Origin of the sequence: Mycolicibacterium parafortuitum (genome assembly GCF_002086815.1) — a bacterium.
GTDB lineage: Bacteria > Actinomycetota > Actinomycetes > Mycobacteriales > Mycobacteriaceae > Mycobacterium > Mycobacterium parafortuitum.
In genome coordinates this window covers 22,014-38,672 of record NZ_MVID01000020.1, presented here as the reverse complement: position 1 = coordinate 38,672, position 16,659 = coordinate 22,014, and the positions used below count along the sequence as shown (strand labels likewise).

The following is a 16,659-nucleotide window of genomic DNA, read 5'->3' as shown; positions in this document are numbered from 1 at the left end:
CTCCAGGGTGCGGGCGAAGGGTCACGAGTAAAAGCCGGGTGTCGGCTCGGTGCCGTTGAGGACGTAGTCGCCGATCTGAACCTGCTTGTGCTGCAGCGGATCATGCAGGCTCAGTGTTCTGACGTTGCGCCAGAACCTGTCGAGCCCCTCGGCAGCGGCCGTCGATCTGGCGCCGGTGACCTCGAACAACCGACTCGCCACGGTCAGTGCGACTTCGCTGGCATGTACCCGGGCCGCGTTGATCAACGTCACAGCCTCGGCGCGGTGGGACCAGGTCAGGGACGCGCCCTGGACGCGCACGTCGTCGAGCGCGGAGTTGGCGCGCGTGGTCAGCGCGACGGCCGACTGCACCTGTGTCCAGAGCTGCCCGTAGCGCTCCAGGACGAGCGGATCGTCGCCGGCCCGCTGCTTTCCGGACTCGACCCACGCCCGGGACCGGCCGCGGGTGTATTCCGCTGCTTCGGTGAGCGCCCCGACGGCGATGCCGGTGAAGATCGACGCGAAGCCGGCGTACATGTACAGCACGTCGAGGTGGTCGGCCGCGGTCGTTTCGGTGGCGCCGTAGCCGTACCCGATCAGATCGGTCGTCGCTACTTCCACCTCTCTCAGCGTGGTGGTGCCGCTGACGGTCAGGCGCTGACCGATGTTGTCCCAGTCGCCGCCGAACGACACACCAGGCGACGAGCGCTCGACGTGGAAGGTCGCCAGTTGGCCCGACAAGTCGTTGCCGCGCAGCGTCGTCCCGTCGTCGAACACGGTCCACACCAGCAGCACGTCGGCCACCGCGGCGCCGCTGGTGAACGGCTTGGACCCGTTAAGCCGGAAACCCTCCGGCGTCTGGGTGGCCCGGATCAGCGGCGGATAGGCGGCCTGGGCGACGGTGCCGTGGAACAGTCGCCGGCCGGCGATCCGTCGGGCCCGGGCGGCGCCGACGAAGCCGTTCTCCGCACGCGTTCCCGCCAGGCTCCCGAAGTAGTGGTAGAGCAGTACGTGGCCGATCGACGAGTCGGCCTCGGCGATCGTCTGCACCACCTCGGCCACCTGCGACCAGGTGGCGCCCGCACCGCCGTACTCCTCAGGGAGGAACAGTCCCAGCAGGTCGGCGTCCTTGAGCCAGCCGATCTCGTCGACCGGATCGAGTCCGGACCGGTCCCGCTGTGCGGCAGTCACTTTCAGTTTGTCGCGAACAGTCGTCGCGGCGCCGAGGAATTTCGGGGACGTCACGGTGCGGCCGGCTCGCGATCCCGGCGGGCCTGCGGATCGTCATCGTCGGAGGTGGAGTCGGAGGCTGCGTCGGCCTGCGCGAGGACGTCGAGGATGCCCGCGTCGGCGAGACGCTGCTGCTCCTCCTCCGACAGGGTCTGGATCGTGCCGATGCGACGCGCCACCTCCGGCTTGGCCTTGGTCAGGTACCAGTACCAGGCCAGCCCGGATAGCAGGATGCCGCCGAAGATAAACGGCAGGATGTTGAACGGGAATTCGGGCACCGGATAGAAGTTGCTGAAGATCACGTAGCCGAGACCCAGCGCCGCCGCCGCCGACACCGCCAACCGCAACGGCGTGAGCGCCTTGATCTTGTACAGCCAGATCGGTGTCGCGATGACAACCAGCAAGTAGCTGATCAGGAAGCCCCATGTCGCCACGTAGCCGCCGTACACGTCGAACACCAGCCGGCCCGCCGAGCTGAAGGTCGCCACAACGGAGAAGATCAGCGCCAGGGAGCCGATGAACAGCACACCCACCCACGGGGTCTGATAGCGGGAGTGCACCTGCGACAGCGCCTTCGGCAGCGCACCCTCGTGGGCGAAGGTGAACAGCGACCGGGCACCGGCGGTGGTCACCGCGGTGACGAACACGATGAACGCGATCGCCACGGCGCCGCTGACGATCTGGTTGACCCACGCCACGCCTGCGCTGTCCGCCAGCTGCGGGAGCACGGCTTTGTCACCGTCGATGTTGTCGAAGAACAGGATCTGCGGGTAGGTGGCCACGACATACAGCACGCCGAGAATCAGCACGACGCGCAGCAGGGAGCGGGCAATATTGCGGTGCGGGTCCTTGGCTTCGGCGCCCAGCGATGCCACGCTTTCGAAGCCCGCGTAGGACCCGACGGCCGAGACCGCGGCGATGAACGTCGCGCTGGACGCGAGGTGCTGCGGGTTCCACTGCTCCCAGTCGACTCGGAATCCGTAGGTGAGGTAGGAGCCGACGATGATCACCAGGATCGACGCGATCGCGATGAGCTCGAAGACCAGCTCGTACTTCGCTGAGATCGACACCCCGCGGTACGGCAGGTACACCGCTGCTGCCACCACGACGAACACGAGCAGCAGACGGAACCAATGATTTTGGGAGACAATCCCTATCGATTCCAGGAACGCGTCCAGATACAGGACACCGCCCAGCGTTCCGGTGGTCGCGAAGCCGATGTATCCGATGAGCAGGCTGAACCCCGCCGCGAACGCGAAACCGGGGCCCAGCCCGTTGCCGGTGTAGGTGCCCAAGGACCCCGAGGACACCGTGCGCTTGGCCTGGAAACTGATGGTGGTGGCGATGAGTACGACGATCCCGAGGCCCACGATCACCGCCCACGCCGCACCCTTGCCGGCGGCGACGAAAAGCGAGAACGGCACGACCGCGACGGCGACGCTCGGCGCAGCTGCCGCCAGACCCTGGGCGAACACGCCCCACGCGCCGACGGCGTCGCGCTTGAGCCCGGTCCCTTCCGCCGAGGTGAGGCCCCGGCCGGATAACGCCACTGCGGGGCGAGTCGGTGTGGACATGGTGTGCCCGCTTTCTCTCGGTGTTCGGCACGGGCACTTCCGGCTTCCGCGTGGACGCGATAAACCTCAGTCCCACAGCCGATTCGACGACAGGGTTTGATTACTGTCACGGTGCCGGAACATCAGCCCGGACGTGAGCCATCAAATCGGCAAGATTCTTTTCTGCCGGAACGCAGCAGCCGGATGGTCGTCCGGCAACAGTGCGCTGGAGCCACCGAAGATGCGCTGGCGCAGGGAAACCGGCTCACCGGTCGGCCGTGCTCGCCCGCGCCGGCGAAGTTCGGGGATCAGGAATTCCGCGACGTCGGCGAAGCTTCCGGGGGTGATGTGGTAGGCGATGTTGAACCCGTCCACGCCGGCGCGTTCCGCATACGCTTCGAGGTCGTCGGCCACGGTCTGCGCGGAGCCGACGAACAGTTGTCCCCCGAATCCACCGAGACCTCCGACGTAGTCGCGCAGGGTGATCCGTTGTCGATGGCCGGCATCATCGACCGCGGCCAGGATCGACCGGCTGGCGTCGGTGTCGAACTGTTCGATGGGTCGGTCGACCCCGTACTGCGACCAGTCGACACCGCTGAGCGCCGACAGCAGCACCAGACCTCCGTCCAGGTCGTGGTAACGCGCCAGCTCGTCCGCTTTCACGCGGGCCGCCGAATCGCTGCTGTCGGTGACGATCTCGACTGAGGTGATGAACTTGATCGACCCAGGGCTGCGGCCGCACGCCGCGGCGCGGCGCTTGACGTCCTCGATGTTGCGGCGCAGCACGTCGGGCCGAGGGTCGCTGGCGAACACCAGCTCGGCATTGCGTGCCGCGAACTCCCGCCCCGCCGCGGAGGTTCCGGCCTGGAACAGCACCGGGGTGCGCTGCGGTGAGGGCTCGACGAGGTGGGCGCCGGGCACACTGAAGTAGGTACCCTCGTGGGCGATCGGGTGGACCTTGTCCGGGTCGGTGTACACACCGCTGGCGCGGTCGCGCACCACCGCGTCGGGCTCCCAGGATCCCTCCCAGAGCTTGAACGCGACCTCGACGAATTCCTGCGCCATGGCGTAACGCTGGTCGTGCGGGATCTGCCGGTCGCGCCCGATGATGTTGCGGGCGGCGCTGTCCAGCAGCGACGTGACGATGTTCCAGCCGATCCGGCCGTCGGTGAGATGGTCGAGCGTGCTGAACTTGCGCGCCAAGAGGTACGGGTGCTCGTAGGTGGTGGACACCGTGATGCCGAACCCGAGATGTTCGGTCGCGGCGGCCATTGCCGAGACGGCGAGCAGCGGATCCGTCACCGGAGTCTGCACTGCCCGGGCCAGCGCGGCCGACGCGTCACCGCCGAACACGTCGAGTTGACCAACCGCGTCGGCGATGAACAGTGCGTCGAACCCTCCCGCCTCGAGCAACTTCGCCAGCTCGACCCAGTAACGGACGTCGGTGTAGCGGGACGTGGTGTCGGCCGGGTGCCGCCACAGGCCGTAATTGCCGTGCGACACAGTCGACATCGTGAATGCCGACAGGACGAAGGGTGTGATGCTCACGCGGTGATCTCGTTGCGGTTCGGTGGAACGTCGAGGCCGAGGTGGTCGCGCAGCGTGGTGCCGCGGTACTCGTGCCGGAACAGACCGCGCTTGCGCAGCACCGGCACCACCTGTTCGGTGAAGGTCTCGAACTGGCCGGGCAGGCCGGGATCCTTCAGGACGAATCCGTCCGCGGCCCGCGAAGTGAACCAGTCCTCGATCTGGTCGGCGATCTGCTCCGGAGTGCCAACCACCTGGGCACCCCAGCCGGCGACGGTGCGGAACAGGAATTCACGCACTGTCGGATTGCCTTCGGTCGCCAGCGCCCGGTAGCCCGCCAGCGCGGTCTGGTGCGTCTCGGTGTGGTCCGGAAATGCCGAAGCCGGAACGGGTCCGTCGAGATCGGCACCGGTGACATCGACGTCGACCTCGAGCAGCCAACCCGCCTGGTATTCAGGACTGAAATACTCGTAGGCGGTCTGCTCGACCCGGCGCGCCTCCTCCTCGGTGGAGCCGACGAGGTACCACAGCGACGGTGTGATAAGCGGAGCAACGGGCCGTCCCTGTCGCGCCGCCTCGTCGTGAATGCGCTGGTAGAACCGCTGCGCGCGGCCCCTGTTGCCCTGCCCGGTGAAGATCACCTCGGCATGACGCGCGGCGAAAAGACTTCCTGTGTCCGATGATCCGGCTTGGAAGATGACCGGTTGGCCCTGCGGTGAGCGGGCCGCCCCGATCGGCCCCTTGACGTCGAAGTAGGTGCCGTGGTGGTCCGGTACGTGAATCTTGCTGACATCGTGGAAGATCCCGGACTCCCGGTCCGCCACGATCGCCCCAGCCGCCCAGGAGTCCCACAGCTTCTTCACCACGTCGATCGCTTCCTCGGCGATCCGGTACCGCTCGTCGTGTTCGACCACACCGTCGGTGCTGAAGTTGTCGGCAGCAGCTTGAGCGAAGCTGGTGACGAGGTTCCAGCCGATCCGGCCTGCGCTGAGATGATCGAGCGACGACAGCTGGCGTGCGAGGTGGTACGGGTGTTGCAGTGTCGCGGATCCGGTGAGTACCAGGCCGACGCGCTCGGTGACCGAGGACAGCGCCCCCGCGGTGGTGAACGGTTCGAAATCCTCCGTGGTCTTGTACGGCCACGTGGCCGGGGGCCCGAAGTTCAATCCGTCGGCGAAGAACACCGCGTCGAAGGTCGCGGCCTCGGCGGTGCGGGCATGGTCGATCAACCGGCGGCGCACCGCGTCGGTGCTGCTGTCGATGTCGGGATGCCGCCACGGGCCTGCCGAACGGGTGTTTCCGAATGCCAATAGGTGGACTTCACGTGTCACTGCACGGAAGTTAGTGTGCCGCTGATGTTTCCACTAGGTTTCAAACCGTCGCGAGCGCAACTTCGCGCAGCACCTCGATCGTGCGTGCACGCGCGGCGTCGTCGCCGGTGGGGAACGCGCTGAACTCGGTCGCGCCGACGTCGGCGAACCGCCGCAGACCGCGCACGACCTCGGCCTCGTCACCGATCAGGCACACCTCGGCAACGCTGTCGACGCCTTCGCGTTCCATCACGGCCCGGTAGGCGGGCAGCTGGTTGGCGATGCCGAAGGTGGTGTTGATCTGCGCCCGGGTGGCCTCGACGTCGTCGGTGATGCTCACCGGGAGACCGACGATCACCTGCGGCGCGGGCCTGCCCGCGTGGGCGGCCGCCCGGATGATCCGCGGAACGATGTGTTCGGCAACCGCTTTGGGGCCGGCCCAGGTGGTCAGCGTGCCGTCTGCGAGTGCACCGGCCACGTCGAGCATCCTGGGACCCAGTGCCGCGACGACGACGCGGGGCGCGGCGCCGGCGAAGCTCAGCTGACCGACAGCGGTGATCCGCGGTCCGTGATGGTCGACGGCGCGCCCAGCGAGAGCGGGCCCGAGGACCTGCAGGTACTCCCGCAGATAGGCGGCGGGCGCGTCGAACGAGTACCCCAGCGTGTCGGCGACGATGAACCGGTGGCTGACGCCGAGTCCGAGGATGAACCGGCCGCCGGTCGCCGCCGCGGCGGTCAGCGCCTGACGGGCCAGCACGAGCGGATGCTGGCCGTATGCGACGGCGACAGCGGAGCCGAGCTCGATCCCAGGGGTGCGCGTGCCGGCCACCGCCAGCGCGGTGAGCACATCCCAGCCATCGGTCGCGGCCACCGGAGGCAGTTGCGGGACCCACACCCGTCCGAACCCCGCCTCGGCGGCCGTCGCGATATCGCCGAGCAGGCTGTCGAATCCGGCGCCTCGCCCTGGCACGAACGAGAGTGTGATGTCCATGCGTACACCCTTCGGTACGATTCGGAGACTGTCTCCGGTCAATATATGGAGGGAGTCTCCGTTTGTCTACGCACGCCCTGGAAGGCTCGATGAGTCCGACGACCGCCGCACGCCCCCGCCGCGCCGATGCCGCGCGCAACCGCGAACTCCTGCTGCGCGCCGCACACGCCGCTTTCACCGAACGCGGGGTGACCGCCTCCCTGGACGACGTCGCCCGCGCCGCGGGCGTCGGCCCCGGAACGCTGTACCGGCACTTCCCGACCCGCGATGCGCTGGTGCTCGCCGTCATCGACGACGGCCTGACCGACATCCACCGGCTCGGCACGGAACTGCTCGCCGCGGGTGACCCACTCGGCGCGGTGCGCGAATGGCTGCGCGCCTACATCGAACAGGGCGCCATATACAAGGGCCTCGCGGCGACGTTGGCGAGCCCTCCGTCGCCGGCCGACGGAGCGGCGAGCACCTGCGATCAGGCCCGCAAGGCCGGCGCGGCACTGATAGTCCGCGCCGTCGAGAAGGGTGTGCTGCGCGCCGACGTCGACCCGGACGATCTCCTCGACATGGCGGCGGCGATCACCTGGGTAGGTGAACAGCCGGACCGGGACCCGGCGCGATGCCGCCGGCTGCTGGACGTCTTCGTCGACGGACTCCGGGCGCCGGTGTCCTGAATCGGCTACCCGGCGGCGTTGGCCACCATCGCGTCGACGATCTGGACCGCCTCGTCGGTGATGGTGTAGCCGCACGCCCACGCCTCCACGGTCAGGTTCGACACCAGCGACAGCGCGTGCTGGCACGCCCAGCCGTCGGCCCCTTCCTGCGTGGTCACCTGTGTGATCAGATCGTCACCGACCACGACGTCGTCGAGTTCCCACAGGTACTCCCCGTCGCCGACGACGATCGCGTTGTTCGCGCAGTCCTGCCAGGTGGCCTTCGAGTCGTCGAAGAAGTCCCGCGCGTTCTGCGCCTCCGGGTAGAGCACCGCGACCTGCTCGACCCAGTGGTCGTTGTCGGTGCCCGGTTCGCGGGCCACCTGGTCGCGCACGGCGATCCAGTCGGTGCCCTCGTAGACCGGAGCCTCGGCGCCGTACACCGCACCGAGGCAGTCCGGGGCGGACACCTCGGCGGAATGGTCGGTCATCTCGTCGACCTCGCTGGTGACCTCCATGCGGGTGGATCCGACGATCGTGTTGATCTGCTCGATGGGCAGCAGGATCCTGTCGAGGTGGGCCTCGTCGAGCGGGGGGACGTCGAACAGCACGGACCCGTGGCCGCGCACCGCGGTGCCGTCGACGGTGCTCACGCAGCCCGACAGATGCATCGACGCCAGGACCATCGCGGCCGCGACCCACCTGGGGCGCAGCGCATCGATCGTCCTCACCGCGTCATTGTCCACTACCGCCGCGACGGCACGCAGGCGTCAGCGCGATGCGGTGATCTTGTCGAGGATCACGTCGGCCACCGCGACGGCACCCCGCGGATCGCCGGCCGGACGCGGATCGGTGATCTCCACCTCGACGACGCAGTCGCCGGCGACTCCGAGCGCCCGCAGGGCCGTCGGGGCGGCCGCACCGCCGGAGGTGTGCAGCACACTCGCCGACACCATCCGGTCGTCGAACACCACGTCGGTGATCCGGCTCAGTTCGTCGGCGCCTGCCCCGGGCTGCTGGACGGCCACCGACTGCCCGTTGCAGCGCCGCCAGAGCTCGGTCGCGGCGCCGAAGAACGCCTGGGCCGCGCTTTGGTCCGTCATCTGCACGACCCCGAAGAATCCCGCCACCGGGGGGCCGTCTAAGCCGCCGCCGGCCCAGGTGTTGCTGGCCACCGACCGCACCGGGCTGTTCCGGTAGACGACGTCCTGCAAGCGGTATGCGGCGCCGACGCACTCCACTGGGGCGATGTTCGCGTCGGTGACGCTGCTCAGCAGGATGTCGGCGTCGCCTTCGACCGCGGTGCCCATCAGCGCGTTCGGCCCGGTGCCCAGGGCGCCGGCCAGCTCCGGTGCGGTGGGAAGGAGCCCGCCGAGCGGGATCGCCGGCGACGGCTGGGCCACCTCGACGATCCGGACCACCGGCCGCTGGTCGACCGGTGCGCCGGCACAGCCGGACAGCACGGCGCCGGCGCACACCGCGCCCACCGCACCGCCCGCGATACCGCGTGTGACCCGCCTCGACATACCCCTTGAGTAGCACGCCGTGGGCCGCCGCGCGACCCGCTTCAGAGAACCCTCAGAAGTACCCGTTGGCCGGTGGGGTCGTTCCGTTGACCAGAAAGTCGCCCACTACGTGCGCCTTATAGTCCAGCGGGTTGTGGCTGGCGACCGTGCGCGCGTTGCGCCAGTGCCGGTCCAGGTTCAGCGTGCGCGACGTCGCCGACGCTCCGCCGGTGTCGAAGAGCCGTTGCGCGGAAGCCAGCACCAGCCGCTCGGCGACCAGCTGCGCCTGCGCCACCTCCACGGCGGCATCGGCCAACGCCTCGGCATCGTCGACAGAACCGCTGTCCACCAAGGTGTCCAGGGTGTCGGCGGCCGACAGCACCAGCGTCTCGGCGGCGGCCGCAGCGGCCGCGATCTCCCCGACCGCGTGCAGCACGAACGGGTCGGCACCGGCGCGGTCGGCGACCGAGTGCGCCGCCGGACGGGCCTTGGTCTGCACGTACTCCACGGCGTCGCGGCGCACCGCGGCGGCGATCCCCGCCGCGACCGCGGCGAGATACAGCTGCAGGAACGTCGTGCTGTGCCCGAGATGGGCTCCGTCGGAGACGGTCGTGACCTCGACCGGGGCGATCTCGACGTCGGTGAATCGGGTTGCGCCACTGGCGGTGGTGCGCTGCCCGAAGCCGTCCCAGTCGTCGAACAGTTCGACGCCGGCGCGGTCGGTCGGCACGATCACCTGCACGTCGTTGCCGGCGGCGTCGATCGCCGACACCGCGATCACATCGGCGTACAGCGTGCCCGTCGAATAGAACTTGTGCCCGTTGAGCCGCAGCACCCCGTTCGCGTCGGCCAGCACCGTCGTCTCCGAACTGCCCGGGGTCCGGCCCTTCGCGTCGGTGATCGCATTGCCCACCACCAGGCCGGCGTTGATCTTCGGGAACCACTCGGCACGCTCGGCGTCGCTCGCGCGGTTGCTCAGCAGCCGCTCGGAGAACCCGAAGTGTGCCCGAAGTGCCTGCGCGACATTGGAACTGCCCGATGCGATCTGAATGACCGCCGACAGTACGTCGCGGATGCCGCCGCCGGGACCACCGAAGCGCCGCGGTACCCGCAGCGTCAGGATGCCGATGCGGCCCAACTCCGCGACCGCATCGTGCTGCAGTACCCGGTCCCGCTCGGCGGACGGATCCTCGGCGCGCAGCGTCTCGACAATCGGCGCGAGCCGCGCGAGCCGGTCGGCCACGTCACCGGCGGAGCGGGCGTCCACGGTCAGGGTCATCGTTCTCCTCAGAGGTCGGTCAGCGGGGTCAGTCGGCTCGGGCGAAGCGCGGGATGATGTGCTCGGCGAACCGGTCGAGTTCGGCTTCCAGCGGCTGGAACTGCAGCATGAACAACTCGATGCCCGCGGCGTGGAACGCCGAAATCCGTTCCGCGACGGTGTCGTAACTGCCCACCAGGCCGGCCAGTGTGCCGCCGTTGGACCCGACCCGGCTGGTGTTGGCGAGCACCTTGTACATCTGGGTCTTCGGATCGGTGCCGCCAGAGATCTCGGGCCGTTTCTCGGCATCCACCAGCGCCTGCAGGTGCGCGGCCTCCGCGTGCGCCTCGGCGTCGGTGTCGCGCGCGATCACGAACGCCGACAGGCCGAACCGCAACGGCGGCCCGCCGGCACGGCGGGACCGCAGATCGGCGATGACCTCTGCGGTGTCGGGCAGCGGCCTGCCGTTGATGAAGAACACGTCGGCGGTCGCGGCGGCCAGCGCGCGACCCGGCTCGGATTCGCCGCCGACGTAGACCGGCGGGACGAAACGCGGCACCGGCCGCACCAGCGCGGGCTGGCGGCCGCCGATGTCGACCTGCTTGCCCGCCCAGAGCGCGGTGACGATCTCGAGCCACTCCCGGGTGTGGGCGTAGCGGTCGTCGTGGTCGAGCAGGTCGACGCCGAGTGCTTCCAGTTCCGGCAGGAACCAGCCGCTGACCACGTTGATCGACAGCCGGCCGTCGGAGATGTCGGCGATGTTGGCGGCGATCTTGGCGAATACCAACGGGTTCAGCAGCAGCGGCTTGATCGCGCCGATCAGCTCGATACGCTCGGTGGCCTCGGCGATCCCGGCAAGCGTCGACCACGTCTCCAGCACGTCGTCCTCGACGTCGCTGGGGTGGATCACGTGCTGGGCGACCAGCGTCGCGTCGAAGCCGACCTGCTCCGCGTGCACGATCAGGTCGCGGTTACGCCGGTAGCTCGCGTCGGGCGGATCCTGAGGATGATGCCGCGCGCCGTGGTTGCCGTAGACCGGCGCCCACACCCCGAACCTCGGGCGGTCGTTCACTCCGGCAGAACCATTCGCTCCGCTCATGCCGGCAGAACCATTCGCTGCGCTCATGCCGGCAGAACCATTCGCTGCGCTCATGATGTGCTCAGGTAGCGATCGCGCTCCCAATCGCTGACATGGCTTACGTACTGCTCCCATTCGCTGCGCGCGATCGCGGCGAAGTCGAGAACCGACTCCGCGCCGAGGATTTCCAGGATGGTGTCGTCCTGCACGGCGAGCGCCACCGCGGTGCCCAGCGAGTCGGGTAGCGGGGTGCCCTTGCCGTAGAGGTTGCCGGTCGCCTGCTCCGGCGGCTCGCGGCGCGCCTCCAGGCCCGCGATGACGCCCGCCAGCGCCGATGCGATCAACCAGTACGGATTGGAATCCGATGCCCCGGAGCGTAGTTCGATACGGGACCCCTCGGGCTTGTCCTCGATCAGCGAGCGGATCGCGGCGCTGCGGTTGTCCCGGCTCCAGTTCACCGTGTCGGGTGCGAACGTGTCCGGCGCGAACCGGCGGTACGCGTTGACCGAATGCGCGCCGAACAGCGTGATCGACGGCAGGTGCTCGAACAGCCCGGCGATCGCGTGGCGCGCGTCCTGGCTCTCGGCGCCGTCGACCGCCGCGAAGGCCGGCTCATCGCCGCGCCACAACGAGATGTGCAGGTGCGCCGAGCTTCCCGAGTGCTCGGAGAACGGCTTGGGCATGAAGCTGGCGAGCTTGCCGTGCCTGCGCGCCACCTCCTTGGCCGCGTATTTGAGCCGGGCGCTGTCATCGGCGGCGGCCAGCGCATCGGTGTAGACGAGGTTGGTCTCGACCTGGCCCGGGCCGTACTCGGTCTGGATTCCCTCCAGACGCGTGAACGCACCGAGGGTTTCGTACAGGTCGGCGATCAACGGATCGAGCGCGTTCGCGTTCTCCAGCGAGTAGGCCTGGATCTTGTCGATGATCGGCGAACCGTCGGCCTCGAGCAGATAGAACTCGAACTCGACGCCGATCTTGGCGGTGTAGCCCAGGCCGTCCAGCCGGGCCAGCACCCGCTTCAGCACGGCGCGCGGGTCCAGCAGCGACGGGGTGCGGTGATGGGTGACGATATCGGAGATCACATGTCCGACGCCGGGGCGCCACGGCACCCGGGTGAACGTCGAGAAGTCCGGCACCGCATACACATCCGGGTAGCCGCCGTCCCAGTTGGTCAGGCGCAGCCCGTCGATGACCGTGCCGTCGGTGTTCCAGCCGAGCGCGGCTTCGCAGAACGCGAAGCCGGTGCCGGTCGCCCGTTCCAGGAATTGCGCGGCCGGGATCCGTTTACCGGCGGCGTGGCCGAACGGGTCGCTCCAGGCCACCTCGATCTCGTGTAGCGTGCCGTCGGCGATGCCGTCGCGCAGTTCGTCGGCCGCCGCGCCGACCTGAGGTTCGGACAGTTGGGTCACGACGAGACCTTCCGTCCGACGACGATGCCGATCGCGAACGCGCCCACCAGAACCCCGATGACCACCGCGGCCAGCACGCCGGAGCCGCCGACCAGATCGCTGAGGTTGGTCAGAATCAGCACCAGCGAGCCGAGCAGGCCGACGAGGCCGAGTGCCGGCGCGATGCGCACCCGCCACTGCGAATTTCCGCGCAGGTCCCTGGCGAAGAAGGTCAGTACGGCCACGCTGGTCGCGATCAGCAGCACCACGATGCCGACGGTCGTCGTCCCGGCGAACCAGGTGTAGAACTGCGCGGCCGGATCGAGCCCGAACACCACGGCCAGCAGCACGCTGACCGCGACCACGCCGGAAATCCACAGCGAAGCCCGGTGCGGGGAGCCATGTTCGGCGTGGGGGCGGCTCAGCGACGCCGGCAGCACGTCCTTGCGGGCCAGCGCGAAGATGTAGCGTGACGCGACGTTGTGGAACGCCAGGATGCACGCGAAAAGGCTGGTGAAGTACAGCACCGTGATCACATCGGCGCCGAAGACACCGATGTAGCGTGACGCGGTGTCCCCGAGGAAGGTTCCGCCGTTGTCGGTGGCCTGCGCGACCGCCTGCTCGTCGCCCCAGCCGGAAATCAGCGCCCAGCTGGTGATGGCGTAGAAGATACCGATCAGCAGCAACGAGAAGTAGGTGGCGCGCGGGATGGTGCGCTCAGGCGTGCGCGCCTCGTCGCGGAAGATCGCCGTCGCCTCGAACCCGACATAGCTGATGATCGCGAAAAGCAGTCCGATGCCCAGAGATCCGGAGAAGATCGCGTCCGGGCTCACGATGCCCGAGGACAGGCCGTGGTCGCCGCCGCGCACGACGATCACCAGGTCGAGGATCGCGACGATGGCGATCTCGGCGGTCAGCAGCACCGCGAGCACCCGGCTGGACAGTTCGATGTTGCGGTAACCGAGGTAGGTGGTCACGGCGAACGCGGCGGCGGCGAACAGCCACCACGGCAGCGCGGGCCCGCCGAACAACTCGACGACGCTGGCGCCGGCCGGACCGAGCAGTCCGTAGACGCCGGCCTCGAGAGCCACGTAGCTGACCACGGCGACGAACGCGATGCCGATGCCCACCGGTAGGCCGAGGGACTGCCGGACGTAGGAGAAGAACGCGCCCGCCTCCTCGACGTGCGGTGTCATCGCGGTGAACCCGGCCGAGAACAGCAGCAGGATCACGGTCGCGACGATGAACGTCGCCGGGAAGCCGGCGCCGTTCCCGGCGGCCAGCCCGAGCGGCACCACGCCGCCGATGACACCGAGCGGTGCCGCGGCGGCGACGACCATGAACACGATCGATGCGACGCCGAGGTTGCCCCGCAGCCGCCGCGAGTCCGGCGCTTCTGAGCCTTCTGGCGCCGGTAGCTTTGCTGTCAGCCCCTCATCGGGCAGCGTTGCTTCAGACATAGGGACACCCTTCTGGTGTTTCGGGCACTGCTGAACGCAACGTAGAGACGCATCTCACGTTGCTCAATCGTTCGGGTCAGCGTGAATTCTTTCCACCCGCGGGTTTCGCGGGCCGGTGCGACGGCGGGATTCCGCGCTCGCGCGGGGTCATCGCGCCCCAGATTCCGTAGCGTTCCGGGACGCTGACGGCGTGTTCGCGGCAGCGCAGCAGCACCGGGCACTCAGCGCAGATGCGCTTGGCTTGTTCTTCGAGTCCCCGACGGTCCGCGCGTGGCGCGTTCTCCGGGAAGAACAGGTCGGCGGGGTGGTCGAGGCACTTGCCGGACAGCTGCCAACTCCAGTATTCGCCGGCGTCGAGTCGGGGCTGCCATACCGCGGTCATCCGTGCATGCTCACCCAGATTCGGGCGCCCGCCCAGATATCCACTCCCCGTGAGCAATACATCGGCCCCGAACCCCGCCGAGCGTGCGTGTCTGCACCATGACACGCCGCCCGCGGTCGCATTTCACGCACGCTCGCGAACGCGCGAGTGGGGCGTCAGCGCAGCCTCAGGCGCAGAACAGGATGCCGCCGAGCACCACCGCGGCAACCCCGGCCAGCACGCCGATCCACACCCAGCGCGCGGCCAGCGCCGAGGAGTCGAACGCCTCGGTGATCAGCCACGGTGTCGGTGTCTCCTCCATACCGCCACGCTAGGCCCGGCCGGCCGAGACCTGTGGCGACCGGAGCGCCGGGGCGCCGACACAAGGTTCAAATACTCTGCTGGACAACCGAATCGACACTTCGGGCTTTTGAATCAGCCCGCACCGAACTACTTCTTCGGTTTGTCGGCCGCGGACTCGGTGGACAGTGCCGCGACGAAGGCCTCCTGCGGGACTTCGACCCGGCCGATGGTCTTCATCCGCTTCTTGCCTTCCTTCTGCTTCTCCAGCAGCTTGCGCTTACGGGTGATGTCACCGCCGTAGCACTTGGACAGCACGTCCTTGCGGATGGCACGGATGTTCTCGCGCGCGATGATCCTCGAGCCGATCGCGGCCTGCACCGGCACCTCGAACTGCTGGCGCGGGATCAGCTCCTTGAGCTTGGTCGTCATCTTGTTGCCGTACGCCGCGGCGCCGTCCTTGTGCACGATCGCGCTGAACGCGTCGACCGCCTCGCCCTGCAGCAGGATGTCGACCTTAACCAGATCGGCTTCCTGCTCGCCGGCCTCCTCGTAGTCCAGGCTGGCGTAGCCGCGCGTCCTCGACTTCAGCGAGTCGAAGAAGTCGAAGATGATCTCGCCCAGCGGCATCGTGTAGCGCAGCTCGACCCGCTCCGGCGACAGATAGTCCATGCCGCCGAGCTCGCCGCGCCGCGACTGGCACAGCTCCATGATCGTGCCGATGAACTCGCTCGGCGCGATGACGGTGGTCTTGACGACCGGCTCGAACACCGACCGGACCTTGCCCTCGGGCCAGTCCGACGGGTTGGTGACGACCATCTCGGTGCCGTCGTCCTTGACCACCCGGTAGACCACGTTCGGCGCGGTGGAGATCAGGTCGAGATTGAACTCGCGCTCCAGCCGCTCGCGGGTGATCTCCATGTGCAGCAGCCCCAGGAAGCCGCACCGGAACCCGAAGCCGAGCGCCACCGACGTCTCGGGCTCATAGGTCAGTGCGGCGTCGTTGAGCTGAAGCTTGTCCAGCGCCTCGCGCAGCACCGGATAGTCGGAACCGTCCACCGGATACAGGCCCGAGTACACCATCGGCTTGGGCTCGCGGTAGCCCGTCAGGGGCTCTACCGCGCCGTGGCGCGCGGTCGTCACGGTGTCGCCGACCTTGGACTGGCGCACGTCCTTCACGCCGGTGATCAGGTACCCGACCTCGCCGACGCCCAGTCCGTCGGACGGTTTGGGGTCGGGCGAGACGATGCCCACCTCGAGCAGCTCGTGCGTCGCGCCGGTGGACATCATCTTGATCCGCTCGCGCGGGGTGATCTTGCCGTCCACCACGCGGACGTAGGTCACCACGCCGCGGTAGATGTCGTAGACCGAGTCGAAGATCATCGCGCGTGCGGGGGCGTCCGGGTCGCCCTGCGGCGGTGGGATCTGCCGCACCACCTGATCGAGCAGCTCCCCGACCCCGGCGCCGGTCTTGCCCGACACCCGCAACACGTCCTCTGGTTCGCAACCGATGATGTGCGCGATCTCACCGGCGTACCGATCCGGGTCGGCGGCGGGCAGGTCGATCTTGTTGAGCACCGGGATGATCGTCAGATCGCGGTCCAGCGCCAGGTACAGGTTGGCCAGCGTCTGCGCCTCGATGCCCTGGGCCGCGTCGACCAACAGCACCGCACCCTCGCAGGCCTCCAGCGCCCGGGACACCTCGTAGGTGAAGTCCACGTGGCCGGGGGTGTCGATCAGGTGCAGGACAAACTCTTGTTCGGTTCCGTCGTCCCCCGTGACCTTCCACGGCAGGCGGACGTTCTGCGCCTTGATCGTGATGCCGCGCTCACGCTCGATGTCCATCCGGTCCAGGTACTGCGCCCGCATGTCCCTGTCCGCGACCACACCGGTGAGCTGCAGCATCCGGTCGGCCAGGGTGGACTTGCCGTGGTCGATGTGAGCGATGATGCAGAAGTTCCTGATCTGCGCCGGCGCAGTGAACGTCTTGTCGGCGAAGCTAGCGATGGGAATCTCCTGGTGAGCGGGGTCTGTCAGCCTGATCAGGCGACTCCAGAGTATCGAGCGCAACA

Annotated in this window: 15 protein-coding genes; 1 reads left to right on the top strand and 14 read right to left on the bottom strand. The window is 68.4% G+C overall.

Annotation, left to right across the window (positions count from 1 at the left end):
• Positions 1-21: 21 nt before the first annotated feature.
• The 5 genes from BST38_RS19790 to BST38_RS19770 all read right to left on the bottom strand — a co-directional run bounded on the left by BST38_RS19790 (position 22) and on the right by BST38_RS19770 (position 6,590).
• Complete coding sequence (locus BST38_RS19790) at positions 22-1,224, bottom strand: acyl-CoA dehydrogenase family protein (protein ID WP_083145177.1); 1,203 nt, start codon at positions 1,222-1,224, stop codon at positions 22-24.
• Positions 1,221-2,783 carry an APC family permease gene (locus BST38_RS19785; RefSeq protein ID WP_083145176.1) on the bottom strand — a complete coding sequence of 521 codons (1,563 nt, stop codon included), beginning with the start codon at positions 2,781-2,783 and terminating at the stop codon, positions 1,221-1,223. Before BST38_RS19785 ends, BST38_RS19790 begins: the two co-directional genes overlap by 4 nt.
• A gap of 141 nt (positions 2,784-2,924) precedes the next feature.
• The gene (locus BST38_RS19780; RefSeq protein WP_272818856.1) at positions 2,925-4,304 is read right to left on the bottom strand and encodes an LLM class flavin-dependent oxidoreductase; all 1,380 of its coding nucleotides are present in this window, start codon (positions 4,302-4,304) and stop codon (positions 2,925-2,927) included.
• 2 nt (positions 4,305-4,306) lie between these two features.
• The gene (locus BST38_RS19775; protein WP_083145175.1) at positions 4,307-5,620 is read right to left on the bottom strand and encodes an NtaA/DmoA family FMN-dependent monooxygenase; all 1,314 of its coding nucleotides are present in this window, start codon (positions 5,618-5,620) and stop codon (positions 4,307-4,309) included.
• A 40-nt stretch (positions 5,621-5,660) separates the two neighbouring features.
• The gene (locus BST38_RS19770) at positions 5,661-6,590 is read right to left on the bottom strand and encodes a TIGR03564 family F420-dependent LLM class oxidoreductase (RefSeq protein WP_083145174.1); all 930 of its coding nucleotides are present in this window, start codon (positions 6,588-6,590) and stop codon (positions 5,661-5,663) included.
• 89 nt (positions 6,591-6,679) lie between these two features.
• Here BST38_RS19770 and BST38_RS19765 point away from each other — a divergent pair, with 89 nt between their 5' ends.
• Positions 6,680-7,258, top strand: coding sequence for a TetR/AcrR family transcriptional regulator (locus tag BST38_RS19765; protein ID WP_083145173.1), 579 nt, complete (start codon positions 6,680-6,682; stop codon positions 7,256-7,258).
• Positions 7,259-7,263: 5 nt separating this feature from the next.
• On the opposite strand, the gene BST38_RS19760 is transcribed toward BST38_RS19765, so the two are convergent.
• The 9 genes from BST38_RS19760 to lepA form a co-directional block, all read right to left on the bottom strand.
• Positions 7,264-7,923: a sensor domain-containing protein gene (locus tag BST38_RS19760; RefSeq protein ID WP_083145236.1), complete on the bottom strand. Its 660-nt coding sequence runs from the start codon at positions 7,921-7,923 to the stop codon at positions 7,264-7,266.
• A gap of 84 nt (positions 7,924-8,007) precedes the next feature.
• A complete protein-coding gene (locus BST38_RS19755) occupies positions 8,008-8,763 on the bottom strand; it encodes a sensor domain-containing protein (RefSeq protein ID WP_083145172.1) in 756 nt (251 codons plus the stop codon).
• Positions 8,764-8,815: 52 nt separating this feature from the next.
• On the bottom strand, positions 8,816-10,021 hold the full coding sequence (locus BST38_RS19750) for an acyl-CoA dehydrogenase family protein (protein WP_083145171.1): 1,206 nt from the start codon (positions 10,019-10,021) through the stop codon (positions 8,816-8,818).
• Positions 10,022-10,049: 28 nt separating this feature from the next.
• Positions 10,050-11,099, bottom strand: coding sequence for an LLM class flavin-dependent oxidoreductase (locus BST38_RS19745; protein ID WP_083145170.1), 1,050 nt, complete (start codon positions 11,097-11,099; stop codon positions 10,050-10,052).
• A 50-nt stretch (positions 11,100-11,149) separates the two neighbouring features.
• On the bottom strand, positions 11,150-12,487 hold the full coding sequence (locus BST38_RS19740) for a glutamine synthetase family protein (protein WP_083145169.1): 1,338 nt from the start codon (positions 12,485-12,487) through the stop codon (positions 11,150-11,152).
• On the bottom strand, positions 12,484-13,926 hold the full coding sequence (locus tag BST38_RS19735) for an APC family permease (RefSeq protein ID WP_083145168.1): 1,443 nt from the start codon (positions 13,924-13,926) through the stop codon (positions 12,484-12,486). The genes BST38_RS19740 and BST38_RS19735 overlap by 4 nt, the downstream gene beginning before the upstream one ends.
• Positions 13,927-14,002: 76 nt before the next feature.
• The gene (locus BST38_RS19730) at positions 14,003-14,308 is read right to left on the bottom strand and encodes a WhiB family transcriptional regulator (RefSeq protein WP_083145167.1); all 306 of its coding nucleotides are present in this window, start codon (positions 14,306-14,308) and stop codon (positions 14,003-14,005) included.
• Positions 14,309-14,474: 166 nt separating this feature from the next.
• Positions 14,475-14,609, bottom strand: a complete 135-nt coding sequence (locus tag BST38_RS29795; RefSeq protein ID WP_272818855.1) for a hypothetical protein — start codon at positions 14,607-14,609, stop codon at positions 14,475-14,477.
• Positions 14,610-14,737: 128 nt separating this feature from the next.
• Positions 14,738-16,657, bottom strand: a complete 1,920-nt coding sequence (gene lepA, locus BST38_RS19725) for a translation elongation factor 4 (RefSeq protein ID WP_083145235.1) — start codon at positions 16,655-16,657, stop codon at positions 14,738-14,740.
• Positions 16,658-16,659 lie beyond the last annotated feature (2 nt).